General features: G+C 40.9%; 21 protein-coding genes. 20 read left to right on the top strand and 1 reads right to left on the bottom strand.

Annotation, left to right across the window (positions count from 1 at the left end):
* The first annotated feature begins 4 nt into the window (after window positions 1-4).
* The 7 genes from NSQ43_RS13470 to NSQ43_RS13440 all read left to right on the top strand — a co-directional run bounded on the left by NSQ43_RS13470 (window position 5) and on the right by NSQ43_RS13440 (window position 9,016).
* Window positions 5-3,073 (top strand): DNA polymerase III subunit alpha, encoded by a 3,069-nt coding sequence (locus tag NSQ43_RS13470; RefSeq protein ID WP_339250981.1) that lies wholly within the window; start codon window positions 5-7, stop codon window positions 3,071-3,073.
* A 207-nt stretch (window positions 3,074-3,280) separates the two neighbouring features.
* Window positions 3,281-3,925, top strand: a complete 645-nt coding sequence (locus NSQ43_RS13465; protein ID WP_339250979.1) for a GntR family transcriptional regulator — start codon at window positions 3,281-3,283, stop codon at window positions 3,923-3,925.
* Entirely contained in the window at window positions 3,925-4,794 is an 870-nt protein-coding gene (gene accD, locus NSQ43_RS13460) for an acetyl-CoA carboxylase, carboxyltransferase subunit beta (protein ID WP_339250977.1), read from the top strand. Before NSQ43_RS13465 ends, accD begins: the two co-directional genes overlap by 1 nt.
* A complete protein-coding gene (locus NSQ43_RS13455) occupies window positions 4,787-5,740 on the top strand; it encodes an acetyl-CoA carboxylase carboxyltransferase subunit alpha (RefSeq protein WP_339250975.1) in 954 nt (317 codons plus the stop codon). Before accD ends, NSQ43_RS13455 begins: the two co-directional genes overlap by 8 nt.
* A gap of 66 nt (window positions 5,741-5,806) precedes the next feature.
* Complete coding sequence (gene pfkA / locus NSQ43_RS13450) at window positions 5,807-6,769, top strand: 6-phosphofructokinase (protein ID WP_339250973.1); 963 nt, start codon at window positions 5,807-5,809, stop codon at window positions 6,767-6,769.
* Between the two features lie 28 nt (window positions 6,770-6,797).
* Entirely contained in the window at window positions 6,798-8,558 is a 1,761-nt protein-coding gene (pyk, locus tag NSQ43_RS13445; RefSeq protein ID WP_339250971.1) for a pyruvate kinase, read from the top strand.
* Window positions 8,559-8,632: 74 nt separating this feature from the next.
* Window positions 8,633-9,016, top strand: coding sequence for an FxsA family protein (locus NSQ43_RS13440; RefSeq protein WP_339250969.1), 384 nt, complete (start codon window positions 8,633-8,635; stop codon window positions 9,014-9,016).
* Here NSQ43_RS13440 and NSQ43_RS13435 read toward each other — a convergent pair.
* Window positions 9,006-9,977 carry an AI-2E family transporter gene (locus tag NSQ43_RS13435; protein ID WP_339250967.1) on the bottom strand — a complete coding sequence of 324 codons (972 nt, stop codon included), beginning with the start codon at window positions 9,975-9,977 and terminating at the stop codon, window positions 9,006-9,008. The genes NSQ43_RS13440 and NSQ43_RS13435 overlap by 11 nt on opposite strands.
* Window positions 9,978-10,157: 180 nt before the next feature.
* On the opposite strand from NSQ43_RS13435, the gene citZ reads away from it, so the two are divergent.
* From citZ to NSQ43_RS13370, 13 genes are all read left to right on the top strand, one after another.
* Complete coding sequence (gene citZ / locus NSQ43_RS13430) at window positions 10,158-11,273, top strand: citrate synthase (RefSeq protein WP_339250965.1); 1,116 nt, start codon at window positions 10,158-10,160, stop codon at window positions 11,271-11,273.
* Window positions 11,274-11,376: 103 nt separating this feature from the next.
* A complete protein-coding gene (icd, locus tag NSQ43_RS13425) occupies window positions 11,377-12,636 on the top strand; it encodes an NADP-dependent isocitrate dehydrogenase (RefSeq protein WP_339250964.1) in 1,260 nt (419 codons plus the stop codon).
* 699 nt (window positions 12,637-13,335) lie between these two features.
* On the top strand, window positions 13,336-13,812 hold the full coding sequence (locus NSQ43_RS13420; protein WP_339250963.1) for a MaoC/PaaZ C-terminal domain-containing protein: 477 nt from the start codon (window positions 13,336-13,338) through the stop codon (window positions 13,810-13,812).
* Between the two features lie 29 nt (window positions 13,813-13,841).
* Window positions 13,842-14,549: a response regulator transcription factor gene (locus NSQ43_RS13415; protein ID WP_339254921.1), complete on the top strand. Its 708-nt coding sequence runs from the start codon at window positions 13,842-13,844 to the stop codon at window positions 14,547-14,549.
* A complete protein-coding gene (locus NSQ43_RS13410; RefSeq protein ID WP_339250962.1) occupies window positions 14,546-15,946 on the top strand; it encodes an ATP-binding protein in 1,401 nt (466 codons plus the stop codon). Before NSQ43_RS13415 ends, NSQ43_RS13410 begins: the two co-directional genes overlap by 4 nt.
* 79 nt (window positions 15,947-16,025) lie before the next feature.
* Entirely contained in the window at window positions 16,026-16,991 is a 966-nt protein-coding gene (hflK, locus tag NSQ43_RS13405) for an FtsH protease activity modulator HflK (RefSeq protein ID WP_339250960.1), read from the top strand.
* Window positions 16,991-17,998: a protease modulator HflC gene (locus tag NSQ43_RS13400; protein WP_339250958.1), complete on the top strand. Its 1,008-nt coding sequence runs from the start codon at window positions 16,991-16,993 to the stop codon at window positions 17,996-17,998. Before hflK ends, NSQ43_RS13400 begins: the two co-directional genes overlap by 1 nt.
* A gap of 82 nt (window positions 17,999-18,080) precedes the next feature.
* Entirely contained in the window at window positions 18,081-20,705 is a 2,625-nt protein-coding gene (polA, locus tag NSQ43_RS13395) for a DNA polymerase I (protein ID WP_339250956.1), read from the top strand.
* Between the two features lie 9 nt (window positions 20,706-20,714).
* A complete protein-coding gene (gene mutM, locus NSQ43_RS13390; RefSeq protein ID WP_339250955.1) occupies window positions 20,715-21,587 on the top strand; it encodes a bifunctional DNA-formamidopyrimidine glycosylase/DNA-(apurinic or apyrimidinic site) lyase in 873 nt (290 codons plus the stop codon).
* Between the two features lie 13 nt (window positions 21,588-21,600).
* Complete coding sequence (gene coaE, locus NSQ43_RS13385; protein WP_339254919.1) at window positions 21,601-22,197, top strand: dephospho-CoA kinase; 597 nt, start codon at window positions 21,601-21,603, stop codon at window positions 22,195-22,197.
* Window positions 22,198-22,323: 126 nt separating this feature from the next.
* Window positions 22,324-23,334 (top strand): glyceraldehyde-3-phosphate dehydrogenase, encoded by a 1,011-nt coding sequence (locus tag NSQ43_RS13380; protein ID WP_339250954.1) that lies wholly within the window; start codon window positions 22,324-22,326, stop codon window positions 23,332-23,334.
* A 152-nt stretch (window positions 23,335-23,486) separates the two neighbouring features.
* Window positions 23,487-23,951, top strand: coding sequence for a transcriptional regulator NrdR (gene nrdR, locus NSQ43_RS13375; RefSeq protein WP_339250952.1), 465 nt, complete (start codon window positions 23,487-23,489; stop codon window positions 23,949-23,951).
* 88 nt (window positions 23,952-24,039) lie between these two features.
* Entirely contained in the window at window positions 24,040-25,401 is a 1,362-nt protein-coding gene (locus NSQ43_RS13370) for a DnaD domain protein (RefSeq protein WP_339250950.1), read from the top strand.
* The last annotated feature ends 2 nt before the right edge of the window (window positions 25,402-25,403 follow it).

Here is a 25,403-nt window from a genome sequence, read left to right as displayed (position 1 = left end):
GTAATTGGTACTTGTCTATCCACAAATTGTAACAGGCGCCGATCTATTGCGCGGAATTATAAAACTCGATCACTTAGCCCCCCTTCTGAAAAGGAGAGGGGCTAAATCCGTAGGGATCGTCAATTCAAAAATGTACGGGGTGCGTTCATTTTATCAAGTAATAAAGAAATACGATATCCATCCAGTTATCGGTCTATCTATCCGTCTTGAAATTACGGAAGGGGCGGATGTTCTCCTCTTCGCCTATGCAAAGGATGATAAGGGATACGGCAACTTACTTAAAATCAGCAGTGCTATGGCGACAAGGGATCAGGAGACGCTGCCATTAAAATGGCTGCAAGCTTACAGTGAAGGCTGCGTGCTGATTTGCCCTTTGACGGATAAATCATGGGACGAGTGGAGACATAGTGACACGCTCTCTAAAATTGGAAGTGTATGCCAAACGGTTTACATAGGAGTGTCCAGACCTAATGGTGTAAGACATCCTTCCGAGGACGAGATACAAAAAATAAGTAAAGCAAATGGAATAGAGATTACAGCCTTCCATGAGTCAAGGTATCTCATGGAAGAGGATGCGTTTGCATTTGAAGTCGCCACTGCCATTCGATCCGGATATAAGTTGAATGACCCATCCCGCCCCAAAATTGAAGTCTATGATGCCTTTCTTCCTGAAGAAGAACAATTACAAAACTGGTTTTCAGATCGTCCAGAATGGCTTGAGAAAATGTCGGATATATTGCTTTCCTGCAATGCTGAGATGCCGCCAAGTCATTCTCGAATGCCTGCTTTTCCAGTACCGGTCGGTGAAACTTCAGCTACATTATTAAAGAAACATTGTGAACAAGGGTTGGCAAGAAGACTTGGATCGATAACCGCAACCTATCACGAGCGCATGCAATATGAGTTGAAAATCATTGAATCTATGGGGTTTTCCGATTATTTTTTAATCGTGGAAGATTTCATGCGTTTCTCAAGAGAACAGGGAATTCTGACAGGTCCAGGAAGGGGTTCATCTGCAGGTTCACTTGTCGCGTATTCATTAGGCATTACAGACGTGGATCCTATCAAGTACGGACTTATCTTCGAGCGTTTCCTGAACCCTGGAAGAATTACGATGCCCGATATCGATATCGATTTTGCGGATAACCGCCGATCCGAAGTGATTGAGTACGTTGCCAAAAAGTACGGGAAAAACCATGTAGCACAAATCATTACGTTCGGTACCTTGTCAGCTAAATCTGTAGCTCGAAATGTTGCCCGGGTATTCGATTTTAGTAATGAAGAAATGGGGTTTCTATCAAAGCAAATACAAGAAGGCCATAGCAGAAAACTTGAAGAATCCGTTAAACAATCGAAAGCACTTCAAGATTGGATTGCCATGGATCCTATCCGAAACAAATGGTTCCAAGCTGCGAGGGCTTTGGAAGGTTTGCCAAGAAATGCCTCAACCCACGCGGCTGGAGTCATTCTTTCACCGGTCCCACTCGTGGAAACAGTTCCTCTGCAAAATGGGTCGGACGATATTTACTTAACGCAATGGGCCATGGGGGATGTTGAAGAAGTCGGCTTATTAAAAATGGACTTTCTTGGTTTACGGAACTTAACGTTGATGGATCGTATCAAATCAATGATAGAGCATGACAAAGGAGTCGTCTTGAATTTCGAGGAAATCCCTTTAAATGATCAGAAAACCTTCGAATTGTTCAGGGAAGGGGATATGACTGGAGTTTTTCAATTTGAATCTGACGGAATGAGAGACGCCTTAAGGCTTATAAAACCAGATGAATTCAGTGATATTTATGCAATAAATGCATTGTATCGTCCGGGTCCGATGGAAAATATCCCGTTGTATAGCAGAAGGAAAAATAATAATGAAAAAATCCATTATATTCATCCCCAGCTTGAACCAATCTTAAAAGAGACTGAAGGCATTATCGTCTACCAGGAACAGATCATGCAAATAGCTGTGCGAATTGCTGGATTTACAATGGCTGAGGCGGATCTTTTGCGAAGGGCTGTAAGTAAGAAGAAGAGAGAGATTTTGCGTCAAGAAAGGGAGCATTTTGTTAAGAGTGCAGTAAACAACAACTTCCCGGAAAAATCAGCGAGTGAAATCTATGATTTGATCGTTAAATTTGCGGATTATGGGTTCCCGAAAAGCCATGCCGTTGCGTATTCTTTAATCTCCTATCAATTAGCCTTCATCAAAGCAAATGAACCGGCATACTTTTACGCAGCCCTCTTATCGTTAGCAACGGGCAATCAAGATAAAATTATGGAGTACATCCATGAAATAAGAAGAAAAGGAATTGCGATTCTGCCGCCATCCATCCAAAGAAGTAAATTTTCACATATCGTTGAAAATGGTGCAATTCGTATTGGACTTGGTGCCATAAAAGGCGTGACGCCTGCTTTTTATAATATTGTAAAGTCAGCGCGAACGGCAAATGGCTGGAAATCCCTTTTCGATTTTTCAGCTGCCATCGGTGGAACACATTTCACAGAAAAAGCTATTATTCCATTAATAAAAGCAGGAGCGCTTGATGAATTCGGAGAAAATAGATCTGTGCTGTTAGCTTCCATCGAAGCTGCCCGGAATCATGCAATGTTTATCGGAACGGAAGGGGAAGATGACTTGCTGTTAGACGTCATTTTTTCCATCGCACAGCCAAAATACACACCGGGTGGAACAATGCCAAGGTTCGCTATGTTGGAATACGAACGAGAAGTGTTAGGTTTCTATTTATCCGAACACCCAGCATTGGAATTGAAAAAGAACTTAGACGGCCAAATCGTAGATCTTGTAGATGTCCCGAATATGAGGGAACGAAGTATGGCAAGAGTAGCCGGCTTAATCCGTGAAATCAAGCGCATTCGAACTAAGAAAGGCGAAGCAATGGCGTTCTTAACTCTCCAAGACGAGACAGGAGAATTGTCCTGCACAATCTTCCCGAAGCAATACGCCATAAGCAATGTACACCTACAAGAACTTGCTATGGTACAACTTGAAGGAACAATGGAAAAACGCAACGGCCAAACCCAATTGATTGTACAAAAATCAAATAAAATTTAAACTTTAAGGGTAAACAGGTGAAGGAATGCAAATGCTATCCTTTACCTGTTTAATTATTTTAAAATGGCCGTAATAGTAAGCAAACAAGCAATTCTGATGTTTTTCCCTAAAATTGCTTTACGCAACACCCATTTTTCTGTATGCTATTAAACAGAAGTGGTCAGACCACTTGTCGAATCACGAATCACCTAAAGGGGCGGGGCCCGAATGCAAAATACAAAACCAACATCTAAGATGTTTCTTGACATAGTTGGAGAACTGAGGCTCATGATCAAGGCGGAAGGCATAGAAATTGGTGATAAATTACCATCTGAACGTGTATTGGCGGAACGTCTACAAGTAGGAAGATCCACAATCCGCGAAGCACTTCGTAGTCTTGAGCTATTGGGACTCATTGAAACACGTCGTGGAGAAGGTACATTTTTGGGGGATTTCAAAAAGCATCAGCTTGTTGAAGTTTTATCTACATTCATCATGCAACAGCCTGATTCTGCAAAGGATGCAAGAGAAACCCGCATTATCCACGAAAAGGCTGCAATCCAATCGATTTGCAAAAATCCACAAAAACAACAGCTTCCAGTTTGGAAAAGCCTATTAGTGAGGTTACAAGAAGAAGGTTCCATTTTAAGAGAAGATATTGTCCGGGAAATGATTGTAGCAACGGACAACCGATTATCATTAAAAATCTGGTTTCTATTGAAGCAATATAGCAGAGTTCCTTATGGGAAAATGACAGAAATGAATGAAACTCAAATTATGAATGCATTGCTTGAAAACTTGATAAGTGGGCGTGTTCTAAAAGCATTGGAATCTTACGAACAATGGATAGAAAAAATTGAGGGGGAAGAGTAATGATCCGAGATCTTTTTACAAAACATAAAAAGAAGCAAGCGATAACGATACCTTCAGCAGAAGCGAAAAATGATGTACCTGAAGGAATTATGACTAAATGTCCGGAATGTAAAGAAATCATATTGACTAAAGACCTTTTGAAAACTGCAAAGGTTTGTCAGAAATGTGGTCATCATTTTAAAATGACTGCATGGGAGCGTGTGGAATGCTTATTTGACGAAGGCACTTTTGAATCCATGGATAATCATTTGAAAACAGAGAATCCATTGAACTTTCCGTCTTACATGGAAAAAGTGGCATCCGACAAAGAACAGACTGGATTGAATGAGGCTGTATTGACTGGAACTGGAGAGATTAGTGGCAAGAAAGTAGCGGTTGCCATTATGGACTCCCACTTCCGCATGGGTTCTATGGGTTCAGTTGTTGGTGAGAAAATCACTCGTGCCGTTGAGCATGCGACCGATTTAGGACTTCCGATCATCATCTTTTCGGCAAGTGGCGGTGCAAGGATGCAGGAAGGTATCTTATCGTTAATGCAGATGGCAAAAACAAGTGTCGCACTAAAACGCCACTCCGAAAAAGGACTGTTATTTATTTCTGTGATGACATATCCGACAACTGGCGGTGTTTCTGCAAGCTTTGCATCTGTTGGTGATATTAATATAGCTGAACCTAAAGCGTTAATTGGTTTTGCGGGCAGACGTGTTATAGAGCAGACAGTTAGGGAAAAGTTGCCGAATGATTTCCAAACAGCTGAATTCCAACTGAACCATGGTCAACTGGACGCTGTCGTTCATAGGGAAGAAATGAAAGAGACACTTTCCAAGATCATTCGACTTCATGTAAGGGAGGCAGAAGTACATGAGTAAGACACTCACGTTTGAAGAACCAATCATTAAGCTTCGCGAGAAAATTAAGGAATTAGAGGAATTTACAAATTCGTCTGAGGTGGATTTATCCAAAGAAATCGAGAACCTTAAGACGCGATTAAAGAACCTTGAAGAAGAGATTTATGAGAATATGGATCCATGGGAACGGGTTCAGGTTGCAAGACATCCTGAACGCCCAACTTCACTCGATTACATTGGTGAACTATTTGAAGATTTCATCGAATTCCATGGGGATCGGGTATTCGGGGATGATGCCGCGATAGTGGGCGGTATCGGATTTTTTGAAAATCAGCCAGTTACTATTATCGGTCAACAACGCGGAAGGGATACAAAGGAAAACCTTAAAAGGAACTTTGGTATGCCCCATCCGGATGGATACAGAAAAGCTTTACGTTTAATGAAACAGGCTGAGAAATTCGGTAGGCCTATCATTTGTTTAATAGATACAAAAGGGGCATATCCAGGAAAAGCTGCGGAAGAACGTGGACAAAGTGAAGCCATTGCCCGAAACCTTGTTGAAATGGCGGGACTTAAAGTTCCTGTTATTTCAATCGTAATTGGCGAAGGAGCAAGCGGTGGTGCGCTGGCAATCGGCGTCGCTAACCATTTCATCATGCTCGAAAACTCATGGTGTTCAGTTATTTCACCTGAAGGGGCAGCTTCTATTCTATGGAGAGATGCTTCTTTAGCTAAGCAGATGGCTGAGGCGATGAAAATCACTGCACCACATTTGTTGGAAATGGGTATAATTGATAGTATCATCCCTGAAGTTATGGGAGGGGCACATAGGGACCCTAAGAAACAGGCTGAATTTATACGTGAGGCGCTTAGAAAATCTCTTGATGCCTATAAGGGAATGGATGGAGAAAGCTTGATAGAGGATCGGTATTCCAAATATAGGGGCTTAGGCGTATTTACCGAGTGAGGAAGGATGCGAGGTTTTTTCGCATCTTTTCGCCTTTTATGAAATACATACCAAGGAGTGTTCTTGTTGAAAAAAATCGGTGTTTTAACAAGCGGAGGAGATGCTCCGGGCATGAATGCAGCAGTCCGTGCCGTTGTTCGTAAGGCCATTCATGACGGTCTTGAAGTTTCTGGTATATTCAATGGATATCAAGGGCTTATTCAAGGGAAGATTGAACAATTACAACTTGGCTCTGTAGGTGATATCATTCAACGAGGGGGAACGATGCTAAGATCTGCCCGTTCAGAGGAATTTATGACTGAAGAAGGTAGAAAGAAAGCTGTCCATCAGTTGAAATTGCACGGCATCGAAGGTCTTGTCATTATTGGTGGCGATGGAACATTCAGAGGGGCATATGAGTTGGTCAAATTGGGTATTCCATGTGCATGTGTTCCTGCAACTATCGATAACGATATTAACGGAACCCAATTCACTATCGGTTTTGACTCGGCATTAAATACTGTCATTGATGCAATCGATAAAATACGGGATACCGCAACTTCCCATGAACGCACATTCATCATCGAAGTGATGGGCCGGGATGCCGGAGACCTTGCTCTATGGGCTGGGCTGGCTGGAGGGGCAGAAACAATTCTCATTCCTGAAGCGGGTTTTGATATGGATGAAATTATCAATCGATTGCAAAGCGGAACAGGACGTGGCAAAAAGCATAGTATTATCATTGTCGCTGAAGGTGTCATGTCCGGCACTAACTTGTCGGATTTATTAAAAGAAAAGGCGAATATCGAAACAAGGGTATCTGTATTAGGGCATATTCAACGGGGAGGCTCTCCTTCCGCAAGGGATCGAGTCATTGCCAGCCAATATGGTGCAAGGGCTGTAGAAGTGTTGCGTGAGGGGCGAGGTAGTGTTGCGATTGGTATGCAAAACAATGTGGTGGTAGACTATGAGTTAGAAGTGGTTTTCAAACCAACTGACCACTCCTTAGATATGGAATTATACAAATTATCAAAAGAATTATCGATTTAAGAAGCACAATATGAAAGGGCGTTTTGTAATGAGAAAGACAAAGATTGTATGTACCATCGGACCGGCAAGTGAATCACCAGAAATACTTGAACAACTAATTGAAGCGGGTATGAACGTTGCACGACTGAACTTTTCACATGGATCGCATGAAGAGCATAGAGCCCGAATTTCGGCTATCCGTGAGGCGTCGAAAAAGACTGGAAAAGTTGTAGGAATCCTGCTTGACACGAAAGGTCCCGAAATTCGTACGCATTCCATGAAAAACGGACAAGTGGAGTTGATAACTGGCCAACATATCGATATATCGATGACTGAAGTGGAAGGAACAGAAGAAGCTTTTTCTGTCACTTATGATAAATTGATCGAAGATGTCGATAATGGTTCAGTCATTCTTTTGGATGATGGACTTATTCAGCTTGAAGTTGTAGCTTTGGATAAGGAAAATGGATTGATTCATACAATCGTTGTTAACTCTGGAACTTTGAAAGATAAAAAAGGTGTCAATGTTCCGGGAGTATCCGTACAACTACCTGGTATTACAGAGAAAGATAAGGAAGATATTTTATTCGGAATTAAAGAAGGTGTGGATTTTATCGCTGCATCATTCGTCCGTCGTGCTTCTGATGTCATGGAAATCCGGGAGCTACTTGAAAAAAATGGCGGCGCATCTATTCATATCGTTCCTAAAATCGAAAATCAAGAGGGTGTTGACAATTTAGATGAAATTCTAAATGTCTCGGATGGTTTAATGGTTGCAAGGGGAGATCTTGGTGTGGAAATCCCTGCCGAAGAAGTTCCTCTTGTGCAAAAAAACATGATAGAAAAATGCAACCAAGTAGGAAAACCGGTCATCACTGCAACGCAAATGTTAGATTCGATGCAACGCAATCCACGTCCTACAAGGGCAGAAGCGAGTGACGTAGCGAATGCTATTTTAGACGGTTCTGATGCGATCATGCTATCCGGTGAAACAGCAGCTGGACTCTACCCTGTTGAATCGGTTCGTACGATGGATCGAATTGCGCGGACTGCGGAAGGTGCAGTAGATTATCATGCTGTAGTTTCAACTCGTCGACGTGAAAAACAGGGGAATATGACGGAATCCATTGGTCAAGCAGCAGCTTATACAGCTCTTAACCTAAAAGTAAAGGCAGTTTTGGCTCCGACAGAAAGCGGTCAAACAGCAAAAATGATTGCTAAGTACAGACCTGGTTGTCCGATCATCGCTATTACCGCATCTGAAGAATGCTCAAGAAAGTTAACTCTTGTATGGGGGATTTATCCGATTATCGGGGAGAGAGTCCATTCCATAGACGCGATCTTACAAGAGTCAGTTGAGGAAAGTGTAAAACATCAATATGTTACTCATGGCGATGTTGTTATTATTACAGCAGGTGTTCCTGTTGGAGAAGCAGGTACGACGAATTTGATGAAAATACATGTCATTGGAGATATGCTTGCGCGAGGACAGGGGATTGGCAAGACAGTTGCGTTTGGAGAAGCGATTGTTGCTAAAACTGCAGAGGAAGCATTGAAACATAATTTGAATGGGAAAATCCTTGTCACATATGCATCTGATCGGGATATGATGCCTGCGGTTGAAAAATGCGCGGGACTCATCACTGAGGAAGCTGGGTTGACAAGCCATGCAGCGGTAGTTGGCTTAAGTTTAGGAATCCCAGTCATCGTTGGCGTAGAAAAAGCGACTGAGGTTATTGCAAGTGGTCAAGAGATTACAATGGATGCGGAATCCGGCGTAATTTACAATGGACATGCAAGAGTTTTATAATATTGTTCGCATACACAAGGCTGACTTTCGAATCTATTCGAAAGCAGCCTTTTTAGGAATGGAGCGGTTGTATAATGAGATGGATAGTGCTTACTTTTATTTTATTGCCTACTGCGGAAATCGCGTTGCTCCTCTATTCAGGACGGACATTTGGTGTTCTCCCTACGATACTTATTATCATCGCGACAGGTGTAGGAGGCGCCTACTTGGCGAGGACCCAAGGGCTGAAAGCTTGGACTGATTTGCGGAACAGAATGGCTTCCATGGAAACTCCAGGCAACGCTGTCATTGATGGTGTTTGTATTTTCCTTGGCGGTATTCTGTTGATCATGCCTGGCTTTCTCACAGATATAGCTGGTCTTTTACTTTTGTTTAAATGGCCAAGAAATATGATACGGCCATTTATCGTTAAATGGATATATGAAAAAATGAAAAAAGGTCAAATCATTATTCGTTGAAATATGGATTCTTTTTCAGCTTTAAAGCAGCAAAAAGTAGGAATGGCGTTAACAGAATGCCAACAAGGCCAAATAGATAAAATGAACAAACCGTTATAAAGAAGGCGTGAATCGGTTTTACGCGAAAAGCCGAAGCCCACATATAGGATTCCGCCAATTGTCTCGTCGTAATTACAAATATATACAGTAAGATTAACGAGACGCCTATGAATAATTGGTTTGAATAAAGAAAAAAAGCCGACATCGGAAGTAAAAATAGCCCGATTCCAAGTAGGGGCAAACTGTCAACGAGTGAGACAAGAAAAGCGCTTCCGATAGGGGATTCGAATCCTAAAAATGAAAAACCAACACTAAGAACGATAAATGTCAGTAGGAATAACCTTGCCTCCACAAATATGAATGTGCCTATCAATTCTCCTGATTTTGTAAAAATTCTTTTAGAGGATTTTCGCATCTTAAAAGGAAAATAAATAAGAAACCAATATCGGTTCTTGCCAGATTCACGTAATGCGAAAAAATAGGCAACTAAGAAAATGAATAAACTAAAAATGCGTTGAAAAAAGGACGCAGTAAACGTAATGGCATATTCTAACAACGCATGTCCATATTCTATAAATTTCCCTTCAAGGAATGAAAAAACTTTTCCAGATAGATCGGTTTTTCCAGTATATTGAGCAAGATGACGTTCCACAAGCGGAATTGTATCCATCAACCCATGCAAAGCGATAAATGAGAACGTGGCAATAATGAATAAGATTGAAAGCATGACGAATAGTGTGGCGATTGTTAAAGGAAGTCGTGTCATAGTTCTTATTGCTGTTAAAATAGGAGCTGTAAAGTATGCGATGATAATGGCAATTCCAACCGGAGGTACCATAAAGATTAATATTGCGGCGATAATTGCCGGAGTCCATTGTAATACCAAAGATTGGTAAGGTTGCTGAAATACACGGTTTTTCAACAATAATTCATCCTTCTAAAATTATTTTACTACGAAAATAAGCGTTTCCATTCACAAAACTGTAATATTTGCTTATAATGGTCATGTAAGCGTTTCAGGCAGTACTAAATAAAAAATAGATTTGCCTAGGTTCACAAATTTTGTTGAAAATAGGCAAAATTGACTGAAGGAGCGATTTAAATGACAGCATCAAAAGGTTTGGAAGGAATCGTAGCTACACAGTCTGCCATCAGTTCTATTATTGATGACACCCTTACATATGTCGGTTACGATATCGACGACCTCGCAGAGAATGCAAGCTTTGAGGAAGTTGTTTATCTATTATGGCACCAACGTTTACCTAAAGAGGACGAGCTTGCTGAACTAAAGCAGCAATTAGCGGATAATATGTCTATCCCTCAAGAAGTACTTAATCATTTCAAAACATATCCAATAGCCGAAGTACACCCGATGGCTGCATTGCGTACAGCAATCTCTCTATTAGGATTGTACGATGAAAAAGCGGAAGATATGTCTGATGAAGCAAACTATGAAAAAGCTATCAAACTACAGGCAAAAGTTGCTACTGTTGTAACTGCATTTTCACGCATCCGTAAAGGACTTGAGCCGGTTGCACCTAAAACTGAGCTTGGTTATGCTGCTAATTTCCTTTATATGTTGAATGGTGAAGAACCTGAAGAAATTGCTATCGAAGCATTCGACAAAGCTTTGGTTCTTCATGCAGATCACGAGTTGAACGCTTCCACGTTCACGGCACGTGTATGTGTGGCAACACTTGCAGACATCTATTCCGGAATTACTGCAGCAATCGGAGCTCTAAAAGGCCCACTTCATGGCGGTGCAAATGAGCAAGTTATGAAGATGCTAATGGAAATCGGATCAGAAGAAAATGTAGAATCCTATATTAGGGAAAAGCTTGACAATAAAGAAAAAATCATGGGCTTCGGCCACCGTGTATACCGTAAAGGTGACCCGCGTGCAAAACACCTTCGTGCAATGTCCAAGAAATTGACAACACTTCGCGGTGAAGAAAAATGGTATAACATGTCCGAGAAAATCGAGTCTATCGTAACTGGTGAGAAAAACTTGCCTCCAAACGTTGATTTCTATTCAGCTTCGGTATATCATTCACTTGGTATCGATCATGATTTGTTCACACCAATTTTTGCAGTTTCCCGTATGTCCGGTTGGACAGCACATATTTTGGAGCAATACTCCAACAATAGACTGATTCGTCCACGTGCGGAATATATCGGACCAGATTTGCAAAAATATGTCCCAATCAACGAGCGATAATAGTAGTACACTCGGTAGATCAATTATCGGGTAACTGAAAAGTAATCCATGGGGCGGTACAGCAATGTACAAGCCCCCTCATCATGAAACGGAGGAATTCATAATGGCAAAAATCACAGTAACTGACGGCGTTCTAAACGTTCCTGACAAAGCGACAATCCCTTTCATCATCGGTGACGGTACAGGTCCTGATATTTGGCATGCAGCTTCACGCGTAATGGAGGCTGCTGTTAAGAAAGCATATGACGGCAAAAAGGAAATCGAGTGGAAAGAAGTTCTTGCAGGAGAAAAAGCATTCAACGAAACAGGCGAATGGCTACCACAAGAAACTCTTGACACAATCGATGAATACCTAATCGCGATTAAAGGACCTCTAACTACACCAATCGGTGGTGGATTCCGTTCATTGAACGTTGCTCTTCGTCAAGAATTGGATCTATATACTTGCCTACGTCCTGTACGTTACTTTGAAGGTGTACCTTCACCGGTAAAACGACCTGAAGATTGCGATATGGTCATTTTCCGTGAAAACACAGAAGATATTTATGCTGGTATCGAGTACAAAGAAGGTACTGAAGAAGTTAATAAATTGATTGCATTCCTTCAGAATGAAATGGGCGTTAAGAACATCCGCTTCCCTGAAACTTCAGGTATCGGTATCAAACCAGTTTCTGAAGAAGGTACAAAACGCCTTGTTCGCGGTGCGATCAACTACGCACTTAAAGAAGGCCGTAAATCTGTAACTTTAGTACACAAAGGAAACATCATGAAGTTCACAGAAGGTGCTTTCAAAAACTGGGGTTACGAAGTGGCTGAGCAAGAGTTCGGCGATAAAGTATTCACTTGGAACCAATACGATCAAATCAAAGAAGCTGAAGGCACAGATGCTGCAAACAAAGCACAAGCTGACGCTGAAGCTGCAGGCAAGATCATCATCAAGGATTCCATTGCTGACATCTTCCTACAACAAATCCTAACTCGCCCGAAAGAGTTCGACGTTGTTGCAACAATGAACTTGAACGGTGACTATATCTCCGACGCACTTGCTGCACAAGTAGGTGGAATCGGAATCGCTCCAGGAGCTAATATTAACTATGTAACTGGACACGCGATCTTCGAAGCAACTCACGGCACAGCACCAAAATACGCTGGCCTTGACAAAGTAAACCCATCTTCCGTATTGCTTTCTGGCGTTATGATGCTTGAGCATATGGGATGGAACGAAGCAGCTAACATGATCACTGCATCTATCGAGAAGACAATTGCTTCTAAAGTCGTAACATATGACTTCGCTCGTCTAATGGACGGAGCAACAGAAGTAAAAACATCCGAATTCGCAGACGAACTAATCAAAAACCTATAATTTAACCAAACAAACCGGGAAGCTTCCACGCTTCCCGGTTTTTTTATTATCTATAGTGTGTTATATGTTGATTTCCGCTGCGAGCGGACGCTTTCCGTGGGGCGCGGGTGAGCCTCCTCGTCGCTACGCTCCTGCGGGGTCTCACCATTCGCGCTTAATCCCACAGGAGTCGCCGCTCTCCGCTCCAATCAACGGTGTTTCCTATTAAATTTGTAAACCAATTAACAGCAGTTCTTAAATTTGTGTGCCTTTGTTAATTGCTGATAAGTTTGTTAACTATAGGTGAAGGATTTTAGAAGTAACTGAAAACATAGAAGGGAACAAATAGCTTTGTGCTAAAATAGAGATATAATAATTCGGTTTATTTAACTAACTGGCCATTATGTAAAATACAAACTGTTGCTTTCCGTTTTGGCGCCGCTTTCTGGGTCAAAAGCATTCGTCGCAGTAGGATGGATTTTTGAAGAAGATGTAAAGCCACGTACACGAGTTATCGGTCAAATTCCCGGAGTTATCATCGTTTCGTGACTTTTTAACTATGAATCCACCTGTGAAAAATTACTTTTAGGTGGTACGCTCTCCGGATTGCGTACCATCTGGAGCGCAAATCAACGGCTATGTTGCTTGCCCTTTCCAAGTGAAAATTGATACACTTTCAATAACAACAATTATTGCTCTATAAATGAAGGAGGAAAAAAGTTGATATTAGGGAAAAAGAGACGCATTGGTAGGGATATTGAAAAAATAGTCGTCGGGGAGAAACTAAAACTAACCGAAAAAATCGAAGACAAAGACCTTCTTCTGTATCTTGGATTGACAAATGATGCAAACCCGCTCTACATACAACATGACTATGCTTCTCAAACGAAATTTGAAAAACCAATCGTTCCACCAATCATGTTAACAGGTTTTGTCACTTCGGCAATTTCAAAATACTTGCCAGGGCCAGGCTCCCACGTTACAGAACAACATTTACTATTCCCAAACCCTGTCTATCATTATGAAACTATAGAATTCCTATTCAAGGTAATCCGAGTGGAAAACGAAAAAAATTCCATTATTATTATGATAGAAGCGACAAACGAAAACAAACAAACAGTTATTTCAGGGACTGTGACAGTGATTCCTCCTTCCACAGAGAAAAACCTCACTGCACAAGCATTGGAGAACTTTTAGAAATATTTCTTTTTAGGGGGATGACGGGTATCGTTAGCAAGATATTAATAGTCGATGATGAACAGCCAATTCGTACGTTACTCGATTATAATCTTAGACAATCCAATTTTGAAACAATTATGGCGGCCGATGGAGCACAAGCCATCCTACAAGTTGAAGAAGAAAAACCGGATTTGATTTTGCTTGATCTTATGTTGCCTGTAATTGACGGAATTGAAGTATGCAAAATCCTTAGAAGTCGCAACATAAATACTCCGATAATAATGCTCACCGCAAAAGGTGAGGAACCTGACAAGGTTTTAGGTTTGGAAATCGGTGCAGATGACTATATGACAAAACCGTTTAGCCCGAGAGAGGTTATAGCGCGTGTGAAGGCAGTCCTGCGTCGTAGCCAAGAGAGTGCTAATAGGACGGCGACAAATGACCAGATAATTACATCAGGTTCACTCACCGTACATCCAGAACAGTATGAAGCGTACCTTCGTGACGAATCACTTGAGTTTACGCCGAAAGAATTTGAGTTACTTGTTTATTTTATGCAAAATAAAAACCGTGTGCTTACCCGTGAACAACTCTTAAGTGCAGTCTGGAATTATGATTTTGTTGGGGATACACGAATCGTTGACGTGCATGTCAGCCATCTTAGGGAAAAAATTGAGGAAAATACAAAAAAACCTCTTTTCATTAAGACGGTTAGAGGAATCGGATACAAATTTGAGGAGCAAAAGGTCAAATGAAAAGCTATTATTATAGACTTTTAATTGCTTTTATCGTTATTTTTTTAATTCAATTGACTGGTCTTGGTATTGTCCTTGGCCAGTTTTTTAATCTGATTGACCATCAAATTTCAGCAAATGTCCAGAAAAAATATTGGCTTTTCCTTTCGGTCATCGTTACTGTCTTTTTTCTGCTCTCTGTCTTCATAGCATCACGTGTCATTCGCCAATATACGAGACCAATTGACTTAATGACGAGAACAGCAAGAAAACTTGCAGAAGGAGATTATTTGGCAAGAACTCCAGTCGAAGAAATGGGGAATGACAATGAGCTTGGTCTATTTTTAAACCAAATTGCTAGAAACTTACAGGAAACATCAATCTTGAGGACGATGGAAAAGGAACGGTTAAAGACTTTGATCGAAAGTATGGGTAGTGGCCTTCTGATTTTTGGGAGGGAAGGTACTGTAAATTTACTGAACGGTGTTTTTGAAAAGACTTTTGGATTTTCGAGAAATACGTTGATAGGAAAGAGTGTAAAGGAAATTGGGTTACCTGAAGAAATTGAAGCCTTAATAGAAGATGTGTTTTTGACGGAAAAAGTTACGGAACGTCAAATAAGGAGAGATGATGAGTATTTCAATGTTTATGGAGCACCAGTTATCGGCCGACATGGTAATTGGCTCGGGATTGTCATCGTGTTCCATGACATAACGAAATTGGTGCGCCTTGAAGAAGTGCGAAAAGATTTCGTTGCAAATGTATCGCATGAGTTACGAACCCCAATTACTTCCATTAAGGGTTTTACCGAAACATTATTGGATGGCGCGATGAACGAGCCTCAAGTACTAAAGGATTTCCTTGAAATCATACAAAAGGAAAGTGACCGTCTGGATATTCTCATAGATGATCTTTTAGAATTGTCACGAATCGAAAGAGAGGGCTTCCATTTACAATATGGATCCGTACATATTTCCGATGTAATAGACGACTCGATTAAAATCGTTTCCGGACCACTTGAAAAAAAGGGAATGAATCTAATTGTACAAGGTCAGTCGGGTATTAACATCCAAGCAGATAAGGGTAGGCTCATCCAAGTGATGGTCAATCTATTAATAAACTCCATTAATTATTCAAAAGCGCAAACTACAATATTTATAACAACTTCTGAAACGAGAGAGCAAGTCATTATACAAGTAACAGACGAGGGCATCGGTATTAAGAAAGATGAATTACCAAGGCTGTTCGAACGTTTTTACAGAGTCGACCGTGGACGGAGCAGAGAATCCGGTGGTACGGGACTCGGATTAGCCATCGTTAAACACCTGATTGAAGCACATGCTGGAAAGGTTTCTGTGGAAAGTGAATTGGGTGTAGGAACGTCATTTACAATAACATTACCTAAAAAAGCCGCATAATGCGGTTTCTTTTTTTGAAACCTATTGCAAGTACATCCGTATGATTAATAGATACATAAGAGAAAGGGGAATTACAAATATGAGCACACGCCGAGCATCGATAGCGGCAGGACTTATTATTGCAGGGATTCTTTTAGTCGTTATCGCATTTACTACTTGGTACACCGTCGATGAATCCGAGCAGGCGGTTGTTATCACTTTCGGTAAGGCGGATACACCGGTAACTGAGTCAGGCTTGCATTTCAAACTGCCATGGCCGATACAACATGTAGAAAAACTATCAAAAGAAACGTTCAGTCTTCAATTCGGATATAAACAAGATGCGAGCGGAGAACTTGTCTCTTTTGACAAAGAAACAAAAATGATTACGGGGGATGAATATATCGTCCTTGCTGACCTTGTAGTTCAATGGAAAATTACGGATCCACAAAAGTTTTTATTCAATTCCCAAAAACCGGAAGAAATCTTGCATGACGCTACTTCAGCCTCAATTAGATCTGTTATCGGTAGTTCGACGATAGATGCAGCGTTGACGGATGGAAAGGCGGAAATAGAAGGGAAAACAAGGGAATTATTAACGACTCTTGTCGGAAATTATGATATCGGGATTTCCATTCAAGGTGTTAAATTACAAGACGTAGAGCTCCCAAATGCGGAAGTACGTGCGGCTTTCACGGCTGTAACGGATGCAAGGGAAACTAAAAACACGAAAATCAATGAAGCCCAAAAGTATAAGAACAAACGGGAAAATGAAGCAATCGGTGAGAAGAATGCTATTCAATCACGTGCGTTAGGACAAAAAACAGCGCGTATTGAGCAAGCACTTGGTGATGTCGCACTCTTTAACGATCTTCATGCGGAATACATGAAAAACCAAACGATTACTCGACAACGTTTAATCATCGAAACGTTAGAGCAAGTGTTACCGAAAGCTAAAATCTATATCATGAACGATGATGGAGAAACACTGAAGTATTTACCATTGCAACAGATGGAGAATCAAACACCACCGCCGGTTAGTCAAACGGAAGGGGGAGGCAACTGATGTCAAATGAAAACAACCCATTCAAAAGCATAGAAGAGAAATTTATGGAACGTCAACGAGCAAAACAGAAAAATACGAATCAAGGAGATTCGCAAAAGGTTGTTACACCAAAACGCCCAATTAATACGCGGAAAGCCGTAAAAACAGGAATTGCTCTCACAGTACTATTTGCAATTGCAATTATCCTTTTAGCGAATGTATTTATCGTTAAACAAGATGAATACCGCGTTGTTCGACAGTTCGGTGAGATTAAAAGAACCATTGACCAACCAGGCTTGAATATGAAAATTCCATTCATTCAAACGGTCTCTACACTACCTAAAAATCAAATGATCTATAATGTTTCTGAAGCGGAAATTACGACAAAGGATAAAAAGCGGATTATTATTGACAACTATGCAGTTTGGAAAATAACAAATGCGCAAAAAATGATATCCAACGCCCGAAATATCGTCAACGCAGAATCCAGAATGGAAGAGTTCATCTACTCGGTAATTCGGAACGAAATGGGTCAATTGAATTATGTCGATGTTGTTAACGATGAAAACTCCGAGCGCGGGAGCTTAAATGACCGTGTCACTGCTAAAGTGAACCAGTTCCTTGAAGAAGGGAATTACGGGATTGAAGTGATTGATGTCCGTATGAAACGAATTGACCTTCCTGAAGAGAACGAGCATTCAATCTACACAAGGATGATTTCTGAACGAGAATCGACTGCTCAGGCATATCTCTCCGAGGGGGATGCAGAAAAGCAAAAGATTGAAGCAGAAACGGACCGTGGAGTGCAAGAGTTGTTGGCAACTGCTCAAAAAGAAGCAGCTATCATCCATGCTGAAGGTGAGGCAGAAGCAGCAAAAATCTACAACAATGCCTTCTCCAAGGACCCTGAGTTCTATAATCTATATCGAACATTGCAGTCTTACTCACGCACGATTGGTAACGACACAATGATCATCATGCCTGCCGACTCGCCATATGCGAAGATTTTAACAGGTTACCTCGAATAACAGAAGACGTCATTTTCATTTCTTCCTACCAACTGGTAAGATAAATGGAGATGACGTTTTTTTATCAAGGGAGTGAGCGGATTTGTCGAAAGAGAAAATTGTACTTTTGGATGGGAATAGCTTGGCATATCGGGCATTTTTTGCCCTACCGTTATTAACGAACGACACAGGAATTCATACGAACGCTATCTATGGATTCACAATGATGCTACAAAACATCCTCGATGAGGAAAAACCAACACATATACTTGTCGCTTGGGATGCAGGTAAAACAACATTCAGACATTCAACATTCAGCGAATACAAAGGCGGTCGCCAAAAAACACCACCTGAACTATCAGAGCAATTCCCGTATTTACGAAAATTACTTGATGCATTTCAAATCCCCCAATACGAACTCGACCAATACGAAGCCGATGACATTATCGGGACATTGAGCAAAACCGGTGACGCAGAAGGAATGGAAGTTATCGTCATTTCCGGGGATAAAGACTTGACGCAACTTGCAAGCGACAATACGACAGTTTGTATTACAAGAAAAGGTATAACAGACCTTGAAAAATACACTCCGGCACATGTGATGGAGAAATATGGACTTGCTCCATCTCAAATCATCGACATGAAAGGTCTTATGGGAGACCCTTCAGACAATATTCCTGGTGTTCCAGGCGTTGGGGAGAAAACAGCCATTAAACTATTGAAGGAATACGGTTCAGTCGAGAAAGTTTATGAATCATTGGATAAGGTAACCGGCAAAAAACTGAAAGAAAACTTGACTGAGAATGAAGAGCAAGCATTCATGAGCAAGAAACTTGCGACGATCGAAGTGAATGCGCCTATTACAATTTCAATCGAGAATTTGGATTATCCTGGGCCGGATGAGGAAAGCGTAAAATCTCTTTATGAAGAATTGCAGTTTAAAACATTGCTTGAAAAAATGGATTCCCAAGTTGAAAGTAGACCGATTGAGGAAATCGACGTTCATATCGTAACGGATCCTGAGTCCATTGAACTTGCGGACGAAATGGCACTTCATGTCGAAATGATGGATGAGAATTATTTAGCCTCCGAAATATCAGGCATTGGGATGACTGATGGTGAAAACATCATCTATATTCCATTTGAAGTCGCCGTTAAATCGGATAAGTTGAAAAAATGGTTCCGAGATGAACAAAAGAAAAAGTTCACAACCGATTCAAAAGCTGCTTATGCATCCTTGCTCAGACACGGAATCGAAGTGAATGGTTTTGAGTTTGATTTATTACTCGCTACCTATATTGCAAACCCTTCTTCTACCTACACGGACGTTGCATCAGTTGCCAAGGAATTCAACTACACCGATATCCAGTCAGATGAAGTTGTTTATGGGAAAGGTGCTAAAAAGGCATTACCTAAAGAAGAAATCCTCTCAGATCACGCCGGTAGGAAAGCGCAAGCTGCCTGGAAACTGAAGCCGAAACTAGAGGACAAGCTTCGTGATAATGAGCAATTTGAGTTGTACCGTGAGCTTGAAATGCCATTGGCTAAAATCCTTGGGAAGATGGAAACGACGGGAGTGAAAACGGACTTAGGCATCCTGCGTCAAATTGGAATTGAATTATCAGCAAGGCTCTCAGAGTTGGAATCGATCATCTATGAAATGGCAGGGCAAAAATTCAATATTAACTCTCCAAAGCAACTTGGTGAAATTTTGTTTGAAAAAATCGGTCTGACTCCAATAAAGAAAACAAAGACGGGATATTCCACCGCGGCCGATGTACTCGAGAAACTTGAGAGCGAACATGAAATTATCGGTTTCATTTTGACATACAGACAGCTTGGAAAACTGAATTCAACTTATATTGAAGGGCTTACGAAGGAAATCCATGAAGATGGTAAAATTCATACTCGTTTCCAACAAGCTTTAACACAAACAGGACGTTTAAGCTCGATTAATCCAAATCTCCAAAATATCCCGATACGTTTGGAGGAAGGCAGAAAAATCCGGGCGGCTTTTGTTCCATCCGAACCGGGTTGGGTAATGTTTGCAGCGGATTACTCGCAAATCGAACTGCGTGTTCTTGCTCATATGTCGCAAGATGAAAAAATGATTGCTGCTTTCCGGGATGACGAGGATATCCATACAAAAACTGCGATGGATGTGTTCGGCGTAGATAAGGATGGAGTTTCTTCGGATATGCGAAGAACTGCGAAGGCAGTTAACTTCGGTATTGTCTATGGTATTAGCGACTATGGCCTTTCCCAAAGTTTGAATATAACCCGTAAAGAAGCAGGAAAATTCATCGATACGTATTTAGAGACGTTCCCTGGAGTTAAGCAATACATGGAAGATATTGTTTCTGACGCGAAAATGAAAGGTTATGTCCTTACAATGATGAATAGAAGACGCTATTTACCTGATATAACGAGTTCTAATTTTAACTTAAGAAGTTTTGCGGAAAGAACGGCGATGAATACCCCAATCCAAGGGACAGCCGCTGACATCATCAAAAAAGCGATGATTGACATGGATGCAAGATTGAAAGAAGAAGGCCTTCAAACTCGAATGCTTCTTCAAGTACATGATGAATTGATTTTTGAAGCACCGGAAGATGAAATAGAGAAACTAAAGGAAATTGTACCTGAAGTGATGGAATCCGCATTGACACTTGATGTTCCTTTGAAAGTTGAGTGGGCGTATGGACTATCTTGGTATGAAACGAAGTGAGGAATTAGTATGCCGGAACTACCTGAGGTTGAAGGTGTTGTACGTGAACTATCACCTGCGTCAAAAGGTCGTACCATTTCGGAAGTAAAGGTTTCAGATGTTATCCGAAGTTCCAAGGAATTAGGGAAAGAAGCAATTGTCAAAGGGAAGACATTGGAGGATTTTATAGAAGAACTTTCCCAAATGACGATTATGGATATTACAAGAAGAAGTAAATATATTTATTTTCACCTTAAAAAAGCTGGACAGCCGCATTTGTTGGTAAGCCATCTTGGAATGTCTGGTGCGTGGTTTGTCGTGGATTCTTTAGATGAAGTGACGGAACGGAAGTTTAGAAACCATATCCATGTCATTTTCAAGATGGAAGATGGCGGAATGTTAGTCTATTCCGATATACGAAGATTTGGAGAGCTACGCTTATTAGGTAAAGAAGAGGATTATTCCCCATTGCTGAAAATGGCGCCGGAACCATTCTCTGAAGAAGCCATAGATCATTTTTTGACTATGGCTTCCACGCCCAAATATGCAAGAAAACCGATAAAAGAAGTCATTATGGATGGGCATGTCATATCGGGATGCGGGAATATTTATGCAACTGAGGCCCTTTTCCGAATGAAAATACATCCGAATCGAACGACCGAACGAATTAGTGCAAAAAGGAAAAAAGAATTATTTAAAGCAATTGTTGAAACTTTACAGGAAAGTATTGACGCTGGCGGAAGCTCCATTTCTGATTATAGAAATATAAATGGAGAAGCTGGTACGATGCAGACTCGACTTAAAATGTACGGAAAAAAAGTTTGCAGTCAGTGTGGTAGTTCAACAAAAAGCTTGAAAATAGCCGGGAGAACTTCCGTCTATTGTCCAAAATGCCAGAGGTAAGGGGATGGATCCGATGATCATCGGTTTGACAGGAAGCATAGCAACCGGTAAAAGTACCGTTTCACGGATGTTGAAAGAAAAAGGATACCCGATTGTCGATGCAGATGAAATTTCAAGGCAGGTAGTAGAGCCGGGAAGTATTGTGTTGGAAAAGATAGCTGATGCATTTGGAAAAGAGGTTATTGATCAGAATGGTGGGCTTAACCGTGAAAAGTTAGGCAGCCTTATATTCAATGACCAACTTAAACGTGAAAAACTGAATGCAATCATGCATCCGGCTGTCCGTCAAGAAATGATCCGCCAAAAGGAATCATGGCTCGAAAAAGGGTTTAATACGGTCATAATGGATATTCCATTACTATTTGAAAGTAAGCTTCAGTCCTATGTCGAGAAAATTATTGTCGTCTCTGCAACGCCTTCTATCCAACGGGACCGTTTAATGGCAAGGAATAATTTAACTGGTGAAGAAGCGGATGCACGTATTAACTCACAACTGCCGATTTCTGAAAAGGAAAAAGGGGCGGACGCTGTTATTAATAATAACGATTCATTAGAAGAAACTGAACGCCAGCTTGATGAAATTTTAGCGAAATGGCTCGTGTTGCCATAAATGTATTCTCTGAAAAGTGGAACATTGTTAATTGGCTCACAAACTCTTTCCACCTAAGTAAAATGTGCTATACTAATTATCGGATAAAATATAAAAAGTATAACATATAGCAGGGGGATAATTTACATGACTACTTCGATAGCGATAAATGGTTTTGGTAGAATCGGACGTATGGTTTTCCGCCAAATTATTACACAGGATGACGTGAATGTAGTTGCAGTAAACGCATCGTATCCGGCTGAAACTTTGGCCCATTTGATTAAGTATGATACAAATCATGGAGTGTTTGACGGAGAAGTCGTTGCTGAGGAAGATGCGCTGGTTATTAATGGAAAGCGTGTCCAATTAATAGCAGAACGCGATCCATCCAAATTGCCTTGGAAGGACCTTGGTGTCGATATCGTTATTGAAGCGACTGGAGTTTTCAATTCCCGTGACAAAGCTGCACTTCATATTGAAGCGGGTGCGAAAAAGGTCATTTTAACTGCACCTGGTAAAAATGAAGATATCACAATCGTTTTAGGCGTGAATGACGATAAGCTTGATATCGAGAAGCATGATGTTATTTCCAACGCAAGCTGCACGACAAACTGTCTTGCACCTGTTGTAAAAGTGCTAAACGACACATTTGGCATTGAAAACGGCTTGATGACTACTGTACATGCGTATACAAATGACCAAAAGAACTTGGATAACCCTCATAAGGATCTTCGTCGTGCACGTGCATGTGCACAATCGATTATCCCGACTTCGACAGGCGCTGCAAAAGCATTATCGCTCGTATTGCCTGAACTTGAAGGGAAAATTCATGGTATGGCACTTCGCGTTCCAACACCAAATGTTTCGTTAGTTGACTTAGTTGTAGATGTACAAAGAGACGTAACGGTTGAAGAAGTGAATGAGGCATTTAAAGAGGCGGCGAATGGCGCGCTATCAGGAATCCTTCGTTTCACAACTGAACCTTTAGTTTCTATTGATTTCAATACAACAACTGAATCTGCAACAATTGACGGTTTGTCCACAATCGTAATGGGAGACCACAAGGTGAAAGTTCTTGCTTGGTACGACAACGAGTGGGGCTATTCTGCACGTGTTGTCGAATTAACTCAAAAAGTTGCAAAAGCACTAAAAGCTTAATTAACATTAGATAATGTGTAAAAGCCGCCTAAGTCCCCGCTTGACTTGGACGGCTTTTTTCTCTTTATTTATTTCTTTAGGATCCCCTTCGATTTTTTCGACAAACTTCTGTTATAATCAATATACTATAGGGAAATTCGGAGGAAGACGAAATGATATGTCCAGCTTGTCATTATAATGGCACAAGGGTAGTCGATTCCAGACCGGCTGAGGAGAATCGATCCATTCGAAGACGCCGTGAATGCGAAAAATGCGCATTTCGGTTCACAACTTTTGAGAAAGTGGAAGAAATGCCACTGATTGTCGTAAAAAAAGACGGCACACGGGAAGAATTCAATGGAGAAAAACTGCTTAGAGGATTAATAAGAGCCTGCGAGAAAAGGCCTGTTGAATTAGAAGCATTAAAAAACATAGTTTATTTAATAGAAAAAGAATTAAGAAGTTCCGGAGTTGTTGAGATCAATTCAGAAGACGTCGGTGAAATGGTGATGGGAAAATTGGCCGATGTCGACGAAGTCGCCTACGTACGATTCGCTTCTGTTTACAGACAATATAAAGACATTACAGTTTTCATCGAAGAACTAAAAAACCTCCAAAACAAAAAAGATGGAAATTGATTTTTGATATTGTAGTATGTGTTGAAAATTATTTAGGATTTGAGCGTAAATCGTTTATTGCGTATACCTAATAAGGAGGGGTTCCGAAATGCTCTATCAAGAACTGCAACCAGTAGATACATTCAAACTAAAGATGGCAAGTCCATTCTCGGACTATGACCGGCAACTCCTCACACTATTTTACCAACCATTAATCGGCCCACAAGCAATGAGTCTCTTCATGTCTTTTTGGGCTGATGCGGAACGGGAAAAAGACAATGAGTTTAACCATTATTATCTTATGAATTTATTGACAATGCCATTAGGACAAGTTTTCGAAGCAAGAATATCACTCGAAGCAATCGGCTTGTTGCGCACATATTGCAAACAAGATGGTGATGATCGATCCTTCATATACGAACTGTTAGCACCGATGGATGCAAAATCATTTTTCGATGATCCGCTTCTATCCACCTTCCTTTTTAGTAAAATTGGGGAGCAAGCGTACCGCGGATTAAGGAACCGTTTTTTGGATGAGAATTTACTCGATGATTCATATAAAGAAGTTTCACGTACTTTTCTTGACGTTTATAAACCTATCCGTCCAGGGGCAATCGAACAATCGGATGAAATTGGCGATATAAAAGGCCGAAATGAATCGAAAGGTATTCAAATCGCTCATTCTGATTTCGATTTTAACCTATTACGTTCCGGTCTTTCGGAACAAATGGTTCCTAAGTCGTCCCTTGCTTCAGTGCCCAAAGAATTGATAGAGAAATTGTCATTTCTTTATTCTCTTACACCGATTGATATGCAAAAAGTAATCATGATGGCGTTAGACGAAAATTTAAAGCTTCCTGAAAACAGAGTACGAAAAGCAGCTGTCGATTATTATAAGACGAACATTTCGCAAAATGTGCCAACGATTGAAAAAGTCTTCACGAAACAACCAGACACTCCACTTGAAGAGCCCAAATCGCGTGAGGATAAATTCATCTTCTATATGGAAAATACCGCCCCTCGTGAAATGTTGAAAGATTACACGGGTAATGAACCACTTCCGGTTGATGTTGAACTTGCCGAGCGGTTAGTAACTATCCATGGCTTTGAGATTGGGGTTGTAAATGTGTTGCTGCACTATATCATTATCCGTAACGACGGTAAAATCACGAAAAACTATGCTGAAAGAATTGCTTCACATTGGGCGAATAAAAAGATTTCGACAGCAAGAGAAGCGATAGAAATCTCACGGAAAGAACATGATCAGTACATTAAATGGCAAAATGAAGGAAGTAAGAAGAAAACGACATCCCGAAAGCCGACTAGAGTGGAAAAGGTGCCGGAATGGTTTCATCAAAAGGATGAAGAAAAAGAACAGAAACCGATTTCCAATGATGAACCATCGATCGACAACGAACGCAAGCGACTTCTACAGGAAAAACTTAATGCAATATCAAGCGGGGTGAAATAAAG

Source organism: Sporosarcina sp. FSL W8-0480 (assembly GCF_037963765.1).
Lineage (GTDB): Bacteria > Bacillota > Bacilli > Bacillales_A > Planococcaceae > Sporosarcina.
This window is presented reverse-complemented; position numbering and strand designations above follow the sequence as displayed.

What these genes read in the sequence shown, in the direction of transcription:
- coaE (WP_339254919.1), top strand. Translation starts at nt 21,601, where the DNA reads ATGATCATCGGTTTGACAGGAAGCATAGCAACCGGTAAAAGTACCGTT.
- citZ (WP_339250965.1), top strand. Translation starts at nt 10,158, where the DNA reads ATGACAGCATCAAAAGGTTTGGAAGGAATCGTAGCTACACAGTCTGCC.
- NSQ43_RS13400 (WP_339250958.1), top strand. Translation starts at nt 16,991, where the DNA reads ATGTCAAATGAAAACAACCCATTCAAAAGCATAGAAGAGAAATTTATG.
- NSQ43_RS13380 (WP_339250954.1), top strand. Translation starts at nt 22,324, where the DNA reads ATGACTACTTCGATAGCGATAAATGGTTTTGGTAGAATCGGACGTATG.
- accD (WP_339250977.1), top strand. Translation starts at nt 3,925, where the DNA reads ATGATCCGAGATCTTTTTACAAAACATAAAAAGAAGCAAGCGATAACG.
- hflK (WP_339250960.1), top strand. Translation starts at nt 16,026, where the DNA reads ATGAGCACACGCCGAGCATCGATAGCGGCAGGACTTATTATTGCAGGG.
- mutM (WP_339250955.1), top strand. Translation starts at nt 20,715, where the DNA reads ATGCCGGAACTACCTGAGGTTGAAGGTGTTGTACGTGAACTATCACCT.
- pyk (WP_339250971.1), top strand. Translation starts at nt 6,798, where the DNA reads ATGAGAAAGACAAAGATTGTATGTACCATCGGACCGGCAAGTGAATCA.
- nrdR (WP_339250952.1), top strand. Translation starts at nt 23,487, where the DNA reads ATGATATGTCCAGCTTGTCATTATAATGGCACAAGGGTAGTCGATTCC.
- NSQ43_RS13440 (WP_339250969.1), top strand. Translation starts at nt 8,633, where the DNA reads ATGAGATGGATAGTGCTTACTTTTATTTTATTGCCTACTGCGGAAATC.
- NSQ43_RS13410 (WP_339250962.1), top strand. Translation starts at nt 14,546, where the DNA reads ATGAAAAGCTATTATTATAGACTTTTAATTGCTTTTATCGTTATTTTT.
- NSQ43_RS13465 (WP_339250979.1), top strand. Translation starts at nt 3,281, where the DNA reads ATGCAAAATACAAAACCAACATCTAAGATGTTTCTTGACATAGTTGGA.
- icd (WP_339250964.1), top strand. Translation starts at nt 11,377, where the DNA reads ATGGCAAAAATCACAGTAACTGACGGCGTTCTAAACGTTCCTGACAAA.
- NSQ43_RS13370 (WP_339250950.1), top strand. Translation starts at nt 24,040, where the DNA reads ATGCTCTATCAAGAACTGCAACCAGTAGATACATTCAAACTAAAGATG.
- NSQ43_RS13455 (WP_339250975.1), top strand. Translation starts at nt 4,787, where the DNA reads ATGAGTAAGACACTCACGTTTGAAGAACCAATCATTAAGCTTCGCGAG.